12 protein-coding genes are annotated in these 15058 nt (G+C 68.7%); 4 read left to right on the plus strand and 8 right to left on the minus strand.

The window, feature by feature from the left end; genetic code table 11:
• Positions 1-66 precede the first annotated feature (66 nt).
• Genes OG300_RS40705 through OG300_RS40715 form a run of 3 tightly spaced genes read right to left on the minus strand, consistent with a single transcriptional unit; the run spans position 67 to position 2442 of the window.
• On the minus strand, positions 67-930 hold the full coding sequence (locus tag OG300_RS40705) for a thioesterase family protein (protein WP_405490567.1): 864 nt from the start codon (positions 928-930) through the stop codon (positions 67-69).
• A gap of 12 nt (positions 931-942) precedes the next feature.
• Positions 943-1776: a formate/nitrite transporter family protein gene (locus OG300_RS40710; protein WP_405490569.1), complete on the minus strand. Its 834-nt coding sequence runs from the start codon at positions 1774-1776 to the stop codon at positions 943-945.
• Between the two features lie 60 nt (positions 1777-1836).
• Positions 1837-2442: a class I SAM-dependent methyltransferase gene (locus OG300_RS40715; RefSeq protein WP_405490571.1), complete on the minus strand. Its 606-nt coding sequence runs from the start codon at positions 2440-2442 to the stop codon at positions 1837-1839.
• A gap of 158 nt (positions 2443-2600) precedes the next feature.
• Here OG300_RS40715 and OG300_RS40720 point away from each other — a divergent pair, with 158 nt between their 5' ends.
• A complete protein-coding gene (locus OG300_RS40720) occupies positions 2601-2789 on the plus strand; it encodes an NAD(P)-binding domain-containing protein (protein WP_405490573.1) in 189 nt (62 codons plus the stop codon).
• 55 nt (positions 2790-2844) lie between these two features.
• Here OG300_RS40720 and OG300_RS40725 read toward each other — a convergent pair whose 3' ends face one another.
• The 4 genes from OG300_RS40725 to OG300_RS40740 all read right to left on the minus strand — a co-directional run bounded on the left by OG300_RS40725 (position 2845) and on the right by OG300_RS40740 (position 9943).
• Positions 2845-4413: an amino acid permease gene (locus tag OG300_RS40725; protein WP_405498850.1), complete on the minus strand. Its 1569-nt coding sequence runs from the start codon at positions 4411-4413 to the stop codon at positions 2845-2847.
• 51 nt (positions 4414-4464) lie between these two features.
• Positions 4465-5535 (minus strand): Glu/Leu/Phe/Val dehydrogenase dimerization domain-containing protein, encoded by a 1071-nt coding sequence (locus OG300_RS40730; RefSeq protein ID WP_405498851.1) that lies wholly within the window; start codon positions 5533-5535, stop codon positions 4465-4467.
• Between the two features lie 271 nt (positions 5536-5806).
• Positions 5807-9283 carry an indolepyruvate ferredoxin oxidoreductase family protein gene (locus OG300_RS40735; protein WP_405490574.1) on the minus strand — a complete coding sequence of 1159 codons (3477 nt, stop codon included), beginning with the start codon at positions 9281-9283 and terminating at the stop codon, positions 5807-5809.
• 186 nt (positions 9284-9469) lie between these two features.
• Positions 9470-9943 carry an Lrp/AsnC family transcriptional regulator gene (locus OG300_RS40740; protein ID WP_405490575.1) on the minus strand — a complete coding sequence of 158 codons (474 nt, stop codon included), beginning with the start codon at positions 9941-9943 and terminating at the stop codon, positions 9470-9472.
• A 114-nt stretch (positions 9944-10057) separates the two neighbouring features.
• Here OG300_RS40740 and OG300_RS40745 point away from each other — a divergent pair, with 114 nt between their 5' ends.
• Positions 10058-12232, plus strand: a complete 2175-nt coding sequence (locus OG300_RS40745; RefSeq protein WP_405490576.1) for a glycosyltransferase family 39 protein — start codon at positions 10058-10060, stop codon at positions 12230-12232.
• Positions 12233-12351: 119 nt separating this feature from the next.
• Positions 12352-13764, plus strand: a complete 1413-nt coding sequence (locus OG300_RS40750) for a glycoside hydrolase family 27 protein (protein ID WP_405490577.1) — start codon at positions 12352-12354, stop codon at positions 13762-13764.
• Between the two features lie 22 nt (positions 13765-13786).
• Here the strand turns inward: OG300_RS40750 and OG300_RS40755 are convergent, their stop codons facing one another.
• Positions 13787-14419, minus strand: coding sequence for a metal-dependent phosphohydrolase (locus OG300_RS40755; RefSeq protein WP_405490578.1), 633 nt, complete (start codon positions 14417-14419; stop codon positions 13787-13789).
• 99 nt (positions 14420-14518) lie between these two features.
• Between OG300_RS40755 and OG300_RS40760 the strand changes: the two genes are divergently transcribed.
• A complete protein-coding gene (locus OG300_RS40760) occupies positions 14519-15058 on the plus strand; it encodes a dihydrofolate reductase family protein (RefSeq protein WP_405490579.1) in 540 nt (179 codons plus the stop codon).

Here is a 15058-nt window from a genome sequence, read left to right on the forward strand (position 1 = left end):
TCGCTTTCGCTATCGCCGGGAGCGGGTGGTCATCGCCGCCGCTGTTGTTCGCCGGGATCGCGGCGGTCAGTCGCGGGGGCGGACCTCGAGGATCTGCAGGCAGCGGCCGATCGGCCCGTCCTGATCGTGCAGGACGCTCGAGCACATGCCGACGCCGTCGGGTCCGATGGAGGTCTGCACGGCCAGGCCGATCCACTCACCGACCGGCAGACGGAACAGATCGACGGTCAGATCGGTGTTGAGGAAGGTCCAGTGCGCCGGATCCAGTTGCGCGCCAACTCCATTGGCCACATCCGCGACCGCGAAGACCCGCACCAGCGGGCTGATCGGCTCGCCGTCGACCACCTCGACCAGCGGACGCACCCACACCCGGCGGGTGCCGCCGTCGGAGGCGACCGCCCGCATGTCGACCGTCTTCACGTAGCCGACATCCCAGCCGTCCGGGAACGGCCAGGTGATCTCGGACAGGTCGGGCACCGGCGGCAGCGGGGTGTCGACGGTGTGGACCACGGCGCCGGAATCGGAGGTGGCGATGCGCCAGGCCGCGGCCCGGGCCACGGTGCGGGGCGTGCCGTCCGGTTTGCGGGCCACCAGTTCGGCGGCGATCAGCTCGACGCGATTGCCGGGGCGCTCCGCCCAGGCCCGGACCTCGAGCTCGCCGACCGGGATCGGGCCGAGGATCTCCATGGTGAAGCGGGCCACCCGGGTGCCCGGGCGCGGCGCGTGCTGCTCGACCGCGCGGGCCAGCAGTGCGGAAGGCGGTGCGCCGTGCTGCATGGTCGCCGCCCAGACGCTCACCGTCGATTCGGTGGCCCGGAAGCGGTCGTGGCCCTCGGTGGTGGTGCCGCCGGGCAGGAAATACGCGGGCAGCCCGGTGGCGTCGCGCGTGGTCGGCTCGTCCGTTGCGGTCAGATCGGGCAGTCGGCTCATCTGGCCAACGTATCAACCCCTGTTGGCGGCCATTTCTACGGTGTACGACCAATCGGTTTCCGGCTCCGGTTCCGGCCGCTTCCGCCGTGCCCCCGAGACGTACCAGTAGACCGCGCCCACCAGCAGTCCGCCGCCGACGATATTGCCAGGCACGGTGTAGAGCAGATTGCGCGCCAGCTCACCGAAGGTGGCCTCGCCCTCCATGATTCCGATGCCGTAGAGCGACATGTTCGCCACACAGTGCTCGAACCCGGCCGCCACGAACACCAGCACCGGCAGCCACAACACCAGAATGCGTGCGCCGGAACCGCGTACCCGGCCGAACATCCACACCGCCAGGCAGACCAGCATGTTGCACAGCACCGCCCGCCAGAACAGCTGCCCGCCGGCGAGTGCGTTCTTGCCCGAAAGCATCTCGGCGAGCATGGCTTTCGCGGGTGCGGTGGAGGTGACACCGGAGGCGTGCACCATCGCGGCGAAGATCATGGTCCCGGCCAGATTGCCGAACAGGGTCGCCGCCCACGCCCACAGCATGTCCTTCCAGCCGGTGCGCCCGGCAAGCGCGCCGATCAGCATCACCATCACCGTCGAGGTGAACAGTTGCGCGCCCGCGACCATCACCATGGTCAGCGCGATCGGGAAGACCGCGCCCTCGAGCAGCTTCAGTGCGGGCGCGTGGGTGGCGGCGAACGGCGACAGCGCCGTCAGCAGCAGCACCTCACCGGCGGCGATGAACGCACCCGCGAGCATGGCCGAGACCAGGAACCGGCCGGGACTTCGCAGGTCTTCGGCCTTGTGCGCGGCTTGCCCGGTGGTGTCGGCGATGTTCTCGGCAACGGTATTCACTACCTCGACGTTAGAACTCGCCCCGGCCCGCCGACATGGACCAATGTCCCGAATTCGAACTCAGGGCAGCAGTGTGGGGTTGCGCTGCGCGATCACCCGGCGCACCCGCTTGCCCGAGGATTCGCTCAGTGCCTCGTGCTCGAACAGCACGGTGGTGTCGGCGGCGAGTGCGTCGTGCACCACCTCGGCGTCGAACGCGCCGTAGAGGCGGCCGTTCTGATCCCGCAGATCATCGCCGGAGGTCATCCGCCAGCTCAGGTACAGCACCCCGCCCGGCTGCAGCAGTTCCACCAGCCGGGTGACCGCCGGACCCACCTCGGTGGCGGGCAGATGCATGATCACGGTCTCGCACAACACATTCCGGAACGCACCCGACGGGGCCTCCGGCAGCGCGGGCAGCAGCGACTGCTCGAAGCTCAGCGCCGGATGATCCGCGCGAGCGCGGGCGATCAGTCCGGCGCTCCCGTCGTAGCCGCGCACCTCGTAGCCCTGCGCGGCGAGCCAGCCCGCGTCCCGGCCGGATCCGCAACCGACATCGGCGGTCAGGCCGGGCTCGAAGTAGCGCTCGATGAGCTGATACATATCGGCGGGAGCGCTCTGCGACGACCACTCTCGGGCGTATTCGGCGGCGTGGCTGTCATAGGCGTCGAGTGTGGCCTGGTCCATCGGGGTCTCCTGAATACGACTGCGGCGCGCGGGGCAGCGCCGCTGATCATGCTAGCCAAGTTCGCTGTGCAGCGGCTTTTCCGTCAGGGTGGTCACCCGGTGCCCAGGCGCGCGACGGCCCTGGGTAGCGGGCCCGGGCGTGGCCAGGATGGAACGGGATGCCGCATCGGGCGGCCATTGAGGGTGCGGCGGACGGGCTGCGAGCCGGTCAGATCTGGTTGCAGACCTCCACCGTCGGAGTCGATGCGATACCCGAACTTGCCGCTGTCGCACAGGAATACGGACTGCGGCTGATCGACGCGCCGGTGATGGGAACCCGTCAGCTGCACGGTGGGGATGCGCGCTGATCGACGAGAACGGCCGGGCCGGTGCGAGATTCACGCACCGGCCCGGCTCGGGTCGTCAGCCTTGCGTGGCCGTCTCGCTTTGTCTCGCGGCCTCGTTCGGCTCCGAGGTCTCAGGGAGCTTCGGGGCTTCGGCGAGCGTCGAGGTCTCGGTGCTCGCCGGGGCCGTGACCGCCTCTGTGTCCGCCGCCCGGCGGCCCAGCACCGAATGCCTACGGCTGTAAGCGAAGTAGACGACCATGCCCAGCGCCATCCAGAGCACGAAGCGCAGCCAGGTCTCGATGGAGAGGTTCAGCATCAGCCACAGGCAGGCCAGGGCCGCCAGGATCGGGACCACCGGCACCAGGGGGACCCGGAAACCGCGCTTGAGGTCGGGCCGGGTGCGGCGCAGGACCGGAACACCCAGCGACACCAGCACGAACGCGACCAGCGTGCCGATATTGACCATTTCCTCCAGGGTGCCGAAATCGACGAACCCGGCCAGCAGCGCGCAGACCATGCCGACGATCACGGTGAGGCGGACCGGGGTGCCGTGCTTGCCGGTGTGGGCCAGACCGCGCGGCAGCAGACCGTCACGGGCCATCGCGAACAGCACCCGGGTCTGGCCCAGGAACATCACCATGACCACCGTCGAGAGCCCGGCCAGCGCGCCGATCGAGATGATGTTCTTCACCCAGGTCGCGCCGTGGATCGCGAAAGCCGTTGCCAGGGTCGCGTTTCCGCTCGCCAGCTCGGTGTAGGGCACCATGCCGGTGAGGATCAGCGACACCGCCACGTACAGCACGGTCACGATGGCCAGCGAGCCGAAGATGCCGCGCGGCACATCGCGCTGCGGGTTGCGGGTCTCCTCGGCGGTGGTGGCGACCACGTCGAAGCCGACGAAGGCGAAGAACACCAGGCTGGCGGCGGCCAGCAGCCCGTACCAGCCGAAGCTGGTGCCGCCGGAACCGGTGAGCCAGGCGAACATCGACTGATGCACGCCCTGCGCCTTGTCCGAAGGCTGCGACGGCGGAATGTAGGGGCTCAGGTTCGAGGCCTTGAAATAGGTCGCGCCGACCACCAATACCAGCGCGATCACCGCCAGCTTGATCGCCACCGCGATCGCCGACACCCGCGACGACAATTTGGTGCCGGTCGCCAGCAGCACGCCGACGATCGCGATGATCAGCACCGCGCCCCAGTCGAATTGGATCGACCCGATGTGCGCGACCGGATTCACCAGCCCGCCCAGCACCTCCCCGAGATACTGCGACCACCCCTTGGCCACCACCGAGACCGCCAGCGCGAACTCCAGAATGAGATCCCAGCCGATGATCCAGGCGATCACCTCACCGAAAGTGGCGTACGCGAACGTGTACGCGCTGCCCGCCACCGGAACCGTCGACGCGAACTCCGCGTAGCACAGGGCCGTCAGCCCGCAGGCGATGGCCGCGAACACGAAGGCCAGCGAGACCGCGGGACCGGCCACCGTCCCCGCCGTGCGCGCGGTCAGCGTGAAGATGCCCGCCCCGATGACCACGGCGACACCGAAGACGGTGAGGTCCTTGGCCGTCAGATCCTTGCGCAGCTTGGAATCCGGTTCCTCGGTATCCCTGATCGACTGCTCGACCGATTTGGTGCGGAACATGCCGCTCGCGAACGCCACTTGTCGTCTCCTCCTTGAAACTTCGGGCGATGGTCAGAGGGCCCGCGGGATGGCGTCCAGACGCCGTTCCGCGAACCGGTTGGCCGCCGCGCCGGTGCCGATTCCCTCGGCCTTGGACTCCGCGATGATGTCGCGGCACCGGCCGAAGATGCCCCTCACAGCGTCTTCGACCTGATCCGGTGCTGCGTCGTGCAGCTCACCGGCTACCTGGACGAGCCCGCCCGCGTTGGCCACGAAATCCGGGACCCACGTGATGCCGCGCTCAGTGAGGGCTTGTTCCACAACGGGATTCGCCAGCTGATTGTTGGCCGCGCCGCACACCAGCTTGGCCTCGATGTGCTCGGCGCTGTCGAGGGTGAGGGTGCCGCCGAGCGCACACGGGGCGTAGACGTCGACGGGTGCGGTGGCTACCGTGCTCAGCAGCCGCACCGCGGGCAGGTCCCGCGAGATTCCTTGCAGGGCCGCATCGTTCACGTCGGTGACGCAGACTTCCGCGCCGTCGGCGAGCAGCAGTTCCACCAGCTGACGACCGACCTTGCCGACACCCTCGACACCCACCGTGCGACCGGCCAATGTCGGAGCACCCCACACGGATTCGGCCCCTGCACGCATGGCGTTGAACACGCCGAGCGCGGTCAGCCGGGCGCTGTCGCCCGAGCCGCCCGCCGCGGTGGAGCGGCCGGTCACGTACCGGGTGTGGCGGCCGATCGTGTCGAGGTCATCGGTATTGGTGCCCACATCGCCCGCCGTGATGTACCGCCCGCCAAGCGATTCCACGAACCGTGCGTACGCCGCGAACAGTTCCGGGCTCTTGCCCCGCGCCGGATCCCCGATGATTACGGCCTTCCCGCCTCCCAGCTCCAGTCCCGCCGCCGCGGCCTTGTACGTCATGCCCCACGACAGTCGCAGCACATCCTCGAGCGCCGCCGACTCGCTCGCATACGGATACATCCGGGTCCCGCCGAGCGCGGGCCCCAGCGTCGTCGAATGCACGGCGATGATCGCCCGCAACCCGCTCTTCTCGTCCTCGCAGAACATCACCTGCTCGTGGCGGCGTGCGCTCAACTCGTGCGAACGCCCGAAAACCCCTGCGTCGGTGTGCATTGCGGTCACTGTCGATTCCTTTCGAGTCGCCGCTCGTGGCGGCAGTACGGGGCCGCATGGGTGGCGGCCGGACCGGCGGACGCTCGCGCGGCGGCCGGAGATCTGTGCAGCCGCACTCTCCTGAATTGTCAGGTGTTCCCAGATTCGGGCACAGCTGTCCGCCGGGCGCGCCTGCTCGCGCGCCCGCCGGGTCCAGCGGAGTGGAAGCTGCCGTTCGAGGTGGAGCGAATTCAGATGTGGTGCGGTGGGTGACTTCGTGTCCGGTGGTCCGTCACTGGTCGAGGCCGAGTTCGCGCAGGCGGGCTCGATACAGCTCGACATTGGCGAGTTTGACGTCTTCGTAGCCGCGAACCAGATCGGGGAGTCCGGCGGCTTCCGTCGCGGCGGAATAGCTTTCGGGGGTCAGGTCGGCCGCGAGGCGGTGGATCATCGCGGTGTAGTCGGCCAGCAGTTCACGCTCCACCCTGCGGACGTGGGCGTAGCCGAAGGGGTCGAGACGGGTGCCGCGCAGGACCTTGCCCTTGGCGAGGAGCTTCAGTGCCACATGGGATTTGGGAGCGAGGCCGATCTTCTTCTTGCGGCCCAGCGCGCGCAGGGCGGGCGGGTGGAGTTTGTAGGTGAGGCGTCGGCCGCCGGGGACCTGGGCTTCGACGTCGGCGAGGAAGTCGGGGTCCACCAGCAGGCGGGCCACCTCGTATTCGTCCTTGTAGGCGGTGAGTTTGTGCAGGCCGCGGGCCACCGCCTCGGAGAATTCGGTGCGGTCGGTGACGGCGCGCTCGGCGGTCCAGGCCGCCTGCACGGATTCGAGGTAGCGGTGGGCGACCTTCCGGTTGCCGAATTCGATCAGTTCAGCGGCGCGCAGTTCCACGAGTCGGCGGACCTCCCCGTGGAAGGTGGTGTGTGCCAGTAGATCCGCGGGCAGTTCAGCGCGGGCGCGCTTCGGCCGGGCGGTCGCGGTGGAGGCCGCGAAGGCCGCCGGGTCGGCGATGGCCACTCGACCCCAGTGGAAGGCCGCGGTGTTGGCGGCGACCGCGACACCGTTGATGCCGATCGCCTCCTCGATGGCGGCGGCGGGCAGGCGCAGGCCACCGGACTGGAAGGCCGCGCCGACGATCAGGAAGTTGGCCGCGGCGGTATTGCCGAACAGCTCCTGCGAGGCGGCCAGCGCATCGAAGTGATGCACGGAATTCGACACCGCGGCAACACGATCCAGCAGTGTCGCGGTATTCGGGTAGGCGACCGACTTGTCGTAGACCATGTCACCGGTCGGAGTCGGGCTGGTCGAGGCGACCGTCACCGTGCTGATCGGAGAACCGAACTGGAGGTTCTTGGGTTCGGCCGCGGTGAGCAGGTCGATGGCCAGCACGCAGTCGGCGCTGCCCGGCGTGAGCCGATTGGACGGCTCCAATTCCGCTGTGGCGAAACGCAGATGCGACAGCACCGGTCCGGCCTTCTGGCTCATGCCGATCTGGTCGAGACTCTCCACCGCGTATCCGGCCCGCAGGGCGGCGGTCGCCAGCACCTGGTTCACCGTCACGATGCCGGTGCCGCCGATACCCGCGATCAGCACGTTCTGGGTGCCTTCCGGAAGTCCGAAGGCCGGGTCCGGGACGGCAGGGGCATCCGCACCCTTGCGTCGGGAAGACCTGCCACCCTTCGTATCCGGTGAAGTCTCCACCGTCACGAACGACGGGCAGTCGCCGTCGAGGCAGCTGTAATCGGTATTGCAGGACGTCTGATCGATGCGCGTCTTGCGGCCATACTCGGTCTCGACCGGTTGCACGGACAGGCAATTGGACTTGGTGCCACAGTCACCACACCCCTCGCACACCGCCTCGTTGATCACCACGCGGGTATTGCGCACCGGCAGTGTGCCGCGCTTGCGCTGACGGCGGGCATCGGCCGCGCAGTGCTGGTCGTAGATCAGTACGGTCACGCCCTCGACCTCACGCAACACCCGCTGCGCCTCGTCGAGCCGGTCGCGATGCCACAGCAGCGTGCCCTTGGCGAGCGCTCTGCGGTTGTGCCGCTTGGGTTCATCCGCGCAGATGATGATCTGTTTCACGCCCTCGACGGTCAGCTTGTGCGTCAGCTTCGCGACCGTCAGCCCGCCCTCCACATCCTGCGCGCCGGTCATGGCGACGACCTCGTTGTAGAGCAGCTTGTAGGTGATGTTCACCCCCGCCGCGACGCACGCCTGCACCGCGAGCTGTCCCGAGTGGAAGAACGTTCCGTCGCCGATGTTCTGGAACAGGTGCGGCACATCGGTGAACGGGGCCTGCCCGATCCACTGGCTGCCTTCACCCCCCATCTGGGTGAGCCCGGTGACCGCGCTGTCCGCGCGCCCCGACAGCGTGACCAGGGTGTGGCAGCCGATGCCGCCGCCACCGATCGAACCCTCCGGCAGCGCCGTGGAGCGATTGTGCGGGCAACCGCTACAGAAGTACGGGGTGCGCTTGGCGGACAACACTTCCAGCGCCAGCGGGGGCGGCGGGGTCCGCTTCAGTTCCACCCGCTCGCGCAGCACCCGGCGCAGCGGAGCCAGCAGCCGACCGGCGGTCAGCTCACCGTCGGCGGGCATGAGCGGTGCGCCGTTCCCGTCGCGCTTGCCGTGTATCCGCGGGGCTTCGACTGCGCCGTAGAGGATTTCGCGGATCTGGGTCTCGACGAACGCGGTCTTGTCCTCGACCACGATCAGTTCTTCCAGTCCGCGCGCGAATTCGGTGACCCGCTCCGCACCGACCGGATAGGGCATTCCGATGCGCAGCAGGCGGATTCCGGCGCGATGCATGGTCGCGTCGTCCACCCCGAGGTCCAGCAGCGCCTGCCGCACCGCGTCGAAAGTGGTTCCGGTGGCTGCGATCCCGACCCGGGCGTCGGCCGGATCCACCTCGATCACGTCGAGATCGTTGGCCGCGCCGAAGGCGTGCACCAGTGCCCAGCGCGGGCCGTAGAGATCGGCCTCGGCGATCAGGCTGTCGGCGGGTGCGGCCATCGGGCGCTGCCGGTAGACGAAAGGCTTTCCGTCCCAGCTCACCTCGGGAACATCGAGCGCCAGGTCCGCGACAGTCGAGTCCACCGTCCACGCGCCGTCGGCGACATCGGCGACGATCTTCATCGCCACCACACATCCCGAGGTCCGCGACATCGCCACCCCGCGCAGGCCCAGGGTGATGATCTCCTCGGCATTGCGCGGGAACAACACCGGCACGCCCATGGCGGCCAGCGACCGTTCGCTCACCGCGGGCACCGTAGAGGATTTCGAGCCCGGATCGTCGCCGACCAGCAGCAACACCCCGCCGCGCGGGTTCACGCCGTACATATTGGCGTGCCGGATGGCGTCGGTGGCCCGGTCCACGCCCGGCCCCTTCCCGTACCAGACCCCGACCACCCCGTCATGGGTGGCGCGCCCGGCGGGCAGGTCGGCCTGACTGCCCCACACCGACGTCGCCGCCAGTTCCTCGTTGAGGCCCGGTACGAACGTGATGTCATGCTCCGCAAGCACATTCGGCATCCCGAGCAGCATCTTGTCGACGCCGCCGAGCGGGCTGCCCTGATAGCCGGACACGAAGGTCGCGACCCGACGTCCGGCGCGGATATCGCGGACATGTTGTTCGACCAGCAGCCGGGCGATGGCCTGCACCCCGGTCAGCAGGACCGGGCCCGCTCCGGAGCGGTAGCGGTCGGCGAGGTCGTAGGGTGCGGCCGGTTCGGCCTGCGGTAGGGGCGCACAGGCGAGGTCGGTCATGAACAGTCACCACACTCTCCACGGCTCAGATCGTGAGCCGCAAACGAAGGGGCCAGCGATTCGGTGCAGCGAAATCTGCCGTGCAGGGTGATCTGTGTCAACCGACGCGCGAAAAGTTGATCAGACTGCTCAATAGTGATTCAGCACACACTGCCGGTGCGCAGCAGTCTGCTCAGGGCGGTTCAGTTAGGCGTCATTAACGTGTTCGACCAATGGCAGCGACCGGTACTCGATCGGCGTGGCGAGGGCGAGCATGGTCTCGGTGTGCTTCACCCCGCGAATCGTGTGCACGCGCTGGACGACTGCGAGCAGATCCTGCTGCGAGCGCGCCGCGATCCGCACCAGCAGATCCGACCGCCCGGTGGTGGCGTGCACCTCGAGCACATTCGGAAAGTCCCGCAGCGCCTCGACGATCGCGTCCATCTTGTTCTGATCCACCTCGATGCCCAGGAAAGCGTGCACCCCGAACCCGATCGCGGCCAGGTCTACATCCGGCAGATAGCCGCGCACCGCGCCCGAGGATTCCAGGCGTTTCATCCGGGCCTGCACGGTGTTGCGGGCCACGCCCAGCCGCTGCGCCAACTCCAGAATCGGTACTCGCGGATCCACGGCCAGCTCCGCGAGCAGTGCGGAATCCAGCGCATCGATCTTGATACTCATGCCGCATTTTCCCACACGTGACCTGCGCCACCCGCCCGCCCGGAAACAGACCGGCCAGGGCTCACCGGAAGCTCGCGGCGGGCTCACAGGATTCCTTGGAGTCCGAAGGGCTGAATGGTCACCGTGACCGCATCACTCATGGACAACCCTCCGGTCGTTCCGCCGCAGTCCGCGGCCCCCCGCGTGACGGGCAGGTTCGACGGTAAGGCCGTCGAACGTGCCGGTCTGGTCGTGCTCCTAGTCGCGACAGCGGTGATGTACCTGTGGAACATCACCATCAACGGCATGGGCAACCAGTTCTACGCCGGGGCCGCCTGGGCCGGGTCGAAGAACTGGGAAGCCCTCCTGTTCGGGTCCCTCGACCCGGGCAACTTCATCACCGTCGACAAGCCGCCCGTCTCGCAGTGGGTGATGGGCCTGTCGGGGCAGATCTTCGGATTCTCCAGCGCCAGCATGCTGATTCCGCAGGCGTTGATGGCGGTCGCCGCGGTGGGCCTGCTCTACGGTGCGACCAAGCGGGTGACCGGCAGCCACTACACCGGCCTGCTCGCCGGTGCGGCGCTGGCACTGACTCCGGTGGCGGCGTTGATGTTCCGGTTCAACAACCCGGACGCCGTGATGGTGCTGCTCATGATGGCCGGCGCGTACGCCACCGTCCGGGCACTCGAAAAGGCTTCCACCACTTGGATTCTGCTGGCCGGTGTCGCGCTGGGCTTCGCGTTCCTGGCGAAGATGCTCGAGGGCCTGATGGTGCTGCCCGCACTGGGCGTGGTCTACCTGATCGCCGCTCCCAACAAGATTCGCACCCGGCTGTTGCAACTGGTCGGCGCGCTGGTCGCGATGCTGGCCTCCAGCGGCTGGTACGTGTTCGTCACGCTGCTGTGGCCCGCCTCGAGCCACCCGTACCTGGCCGGTTCCACCGACAACAACTTCATGAACCTGGTGTTGGGCTACAACGGTTTCGCGCGGGTGCTCGGCCGTAATCACGGTGGCGGTGGTGGCGCACCGCGTCCACCCGCCGACCCGGCGGCCGCCCAGGCGGCGGCGGATGCTGCCCAGCAGCAGGCGGGCCGCGGTGGCGGCGGTGGCGGATTCGGTGGCTTCGGCGGCGGCCAGGTGCGCGGTGTGGAACGCCTGTTCACCGGTGAGTTCGGTTTCGAGATCGCCTGGTTGCTGCCGACCGCGCTGCTGGCCGTGGTGCTGGTGCTGATCTCGCGGGGCCGGGCCCCGCGCACCGATCTGGCCCGGGCGGGCGCGATCCTGTTCGGCCTGTGGATCGTCATCGACGGCGGCGTGCTCAGCTACATGAGCGGCACCGTGCACCCCTACTACTGCCTCTCGATCGCCCCGGCGGTGGCGGGCATGTTCGCCCTCGGCATCCACGAAATGTGGACGCGCCGTGACGTACTGCTCGGCCGTTTGGGACTGTCCGCGCTGATTCTGCTGACCGGGGTGTGGAGTTTCGTGCTGCTGCACCGCAACAGCGGCTGGTTCCCCGAACTGCGCTGGGCCATCCTGGCCGCGACCGTCATCGCGGCGGTGCTGATCGCGCTGCCGTGGGCTCGCGGCAACCGGCGACTGGCGACCGCCGCCCTGGCGCTCGGACTGATCGGCGGCCTGGCCGGGACCTCTGCCTACGCATTCGCGACCATCGCCACCCCGCACTCCGGTGGCGGCCCCACCGTCGGACCGGCGCGTGCCGGTGGCCGCGGCGGCATGGGCGGATTCGGTGAGAGCCAAGCCAATCCGGCACTCGCGACCCTCCTCGAGGGCAGCGACGCCAAGTGGGCCGCGGCCATCAACGGATCCTCGGCGGCGGCCGGACTCGAATTGCAGAGCGACCGTTCGGTCATGGCGATCGGCGGCTTCTCGGGCAGCGACCCGACGCCGACCCTCGCGGAATTCCAGGCCGATGTGAAGGCCGGGAAGATCGGCTACTACATCGTCGAGAACAACCAGCGCGGCGGCGGCGACACCGATAGCGCCAACGGCGGCAACGGCACCGGTGATCGCGGTAATGCGCAGTCCGGCAACGGCACCGGCGATCGTGGCACCGGCCAGAACGGCACCGGTAACCGCACCCCCGGCGCGACCGGCAACGATGAACGCGACCGGCAGGGCGGCCAGACGCCCGCCGACCCGGTGCGCGATCAGACCGACGCGGGCAACCAGGGTGGTGGCTTCGGGCGCAACCAGCACACCGATATCACCAACTGGGTGACCGCGACGTTCACCCCGCAGCAGGTCGGCGGGGCCACCGTCTACCAGCTGACCGGATACACCGGCTAGGACGGCCTCGCGAAACGGCCCGGCGGGCAGTGTCTTCCACTGCCCGCCGGGCCTTCGCGTTCGGTCCTGCTGGATCATTGCCACGTCCCGCTCCGGCGCACCGAAGGAGAACGCTCAGCGTGCGATCCCGAATCCTGCCCCTGGTGCTGCTCACCGCGGCCTCGCTGGTGCTCGGTGACGCGCTGCTGCTGGGCGACACGTCCAGCACCTCCGCCGACGGGGTGACCGGGGCCGCCCCGGCGGGGCCACCGACGCCGCCGATGGGCTGGAACTCCTGGAATTCCGGTGTCCCGCTGACGGAGCGCAACGTGCACGCCGTCATCGACGCCATGTCCGCCTCCGGCATGGTCGCCGCCGGATACCGCTACGTGAACCTGGATGCGGGCTGGGCCGCCCCCGACCGCGACGCCGAGGGCAACCTGCGAGCCGACCCGCAGTGGTTCCCGCACGGCATCGCCGCCCTCGCCGACTACGCGCACAGCCACGGCATGCTGCTGGGCCTGTACTCCAGCCCCTTCAACCAGATCTGCGGCCAGGCCCGCACCAACGCGAGCTTCGGCCACGAGACCGCCGATGCCCGCACCTTCGCCGCCTGGGGCGTCGACTTCCTCAAATACGACTGGTGCCGCGCCGACGCCGACCTGACCGAACAGGTCCGGGTCTTCAGCACCATGCGGGACGCGTTGCGCGCCAGCGGCCGTCGCATCGTCTACAGCATCAACCCCAACAGTTCCGAGAACCTGCACGCCGCCGCCGACTACGACTGGTCCCGCGTCGCCGACATGACCCGCAACACCGGTGATCTGATCCCGCTGTGGCACAACGGTTCCCCCACCGGCCAGCTCGAAACCACCTCCAACAGAGGATTGATCGGCGTCACCGACGAACTCGGAGCCGCCGAACCCCTCGCCGCCCGCAGCCGCCCCGGGTACTGGAACGATCCCGACATGCTGGTGGTCGGCGTCCAGCTCGCCCACTTCATCGCCACGCATGTCGACGGTTATCCGGAAGCGGTGGTCCAGGGCCCGCTCACCACCACCCAAACCTTGGAATTGGAAGCCTCTTTCGAACTCCCCAGCGCGGTGGTCGGCCGTCTGCGTGACCCGGACTTCAGCCTGAATCCCGACGAGCAGCGCTCCCACTTCACCCTCTGGTCCATGCTCGCCGCCCCCTTGATCGCGGGCAACGACGTCCGCACCATGACCGAAACCACCCGTGCGATCCTGACGAACCCGGATGTCGTTGCGATAGACCAGGATCCGACCGGCACCCAGGCCGCCCCGCTGCCCGCCGATCGCCGCATCCTGACCAAGCGCCTCGCCGACGGCTCACTCGCGGTCGCGATCTTCAACCCAGCAGAATCCGCGACCACCATCGAAACCACCACCGCAGCACTGGGATTACCCACCGCCACCACCTACACGGTGAAAGACCTGTGGACCCACACCACCGCCGAGACCACCGGCGTGCTGACCGCCACCGGCATACCAGCCCACGGCGTGACCATGCTCAAACTGACCGTCGCCCACTGATTCCGTTGCGGGCGCGGCGCGCTCAGTGCTCCGGGGCGGTGAGGTCGGCCAGTTCGGCGGTGAGGTTGGCGCGGGCAGCGGTGTTGTAGCGGGCTCGGCCGATGGGGGTGCGGAACAGGTTGTCCTGCTCGACCAGGCCCTTCAACACTTGGGCGCGGCCGGCGCGGAACAGGTGGTCCGGGACGTGGGCGTATTCGGCTCGGACGGCGGAAGCGTATGCGGTGTAGGCGGATTCGTCGCCCGCCAGGATGGCGAGGTCGGCGTCGCAGAGGACTGCGCCGTTGCGGTCGTCGGGGGTGGGGGAGTGGCCTGCGGTGAGGCGGACCAGGCGGGCCACCTCCGCCACGGTCTCCGGTGCGAGACCGAGGCTCGGCAGGGTGGATTCGGCCAGCCGGGCGGAGGCTTCCTCGTTGTCGGTGCCGTCCATGGCGTAGACGGCGTCGTGGAAGAAGGCGGCGTAGCGGACGGCGTCGATATCCGTTGCGTCCGCGGCCAAGTCGTCGACCACGGCGAGCATGTAGGCCAGGTGGTCGACCGTGTGATAGCGGCGGTGCGGTTCGCTGTAGCGGCGCACCAGGTCCTCCCCGACCGGGTGCGCGCCGGGGCCCGCCAGGCGGGTCCAGCGATCCAGCAGTTCTGCTTCGAGATTCCCCATCTCGGCAGTCTGCCGAATCGGTGTGACAGGGGACAGGGATTTCCCGGTGGTCTTCGCCACGGTCGATGAATTCGCCCGGTGCGGACCGTCTGTACGGGTATGACGAAGGTGCTGTGGCATATCACGATGTCGTTGGACGGGTTCATCGCGCCGGAGGACGACTCCGTCGAGTGGATGTTCGGGCACGGCGCGGCCGGGCCGCTCGGGATGGAGACCATGGAGCGGCTCGGCGCGGTGCTGTCCGGTCGCCGGGGATACGACCTCGGCAATCAGCCCGGGGAGGGGGAGCGGAAACTGTACGGCGGCATGTGGAGTGGGCCGATGTTCGTGCTGACGCACCGGCCCTACGACGTGCCCGCGGACTCTCGCTTCGTGTTCCTGTCCGCGGGCGTGGCAGACGCGGTCTCCACCGCGAAGGCCGCCGCCGGGGACCGGGCGGTGGGGATCCTCGGTGCCGATCTCGCCCGGCAGTGCCTCGACCTGGGTCTCGTGGATGAGATTGTGGTGCACCTGGTTCCGGCGTTGCTCGGCGGTGGAGTCCGGCTGTTCGACGGTGGTGCGCCGGTCGGGTTGCGCAAGCTGCGCTGCGACGATTCCGGTCAGATCACCGATCTGCGTTTCGAAGTCGTCCGCGCCTGA

Source organism: Nocardia sp. NBC_00511 (genome assembly GCF_045161165.1).
Classification (GTDB): Bacteria; Actinomycetota; Actinomycetes; order Mycobacteriales; family Mycobacteriaceae; genus Nocardia.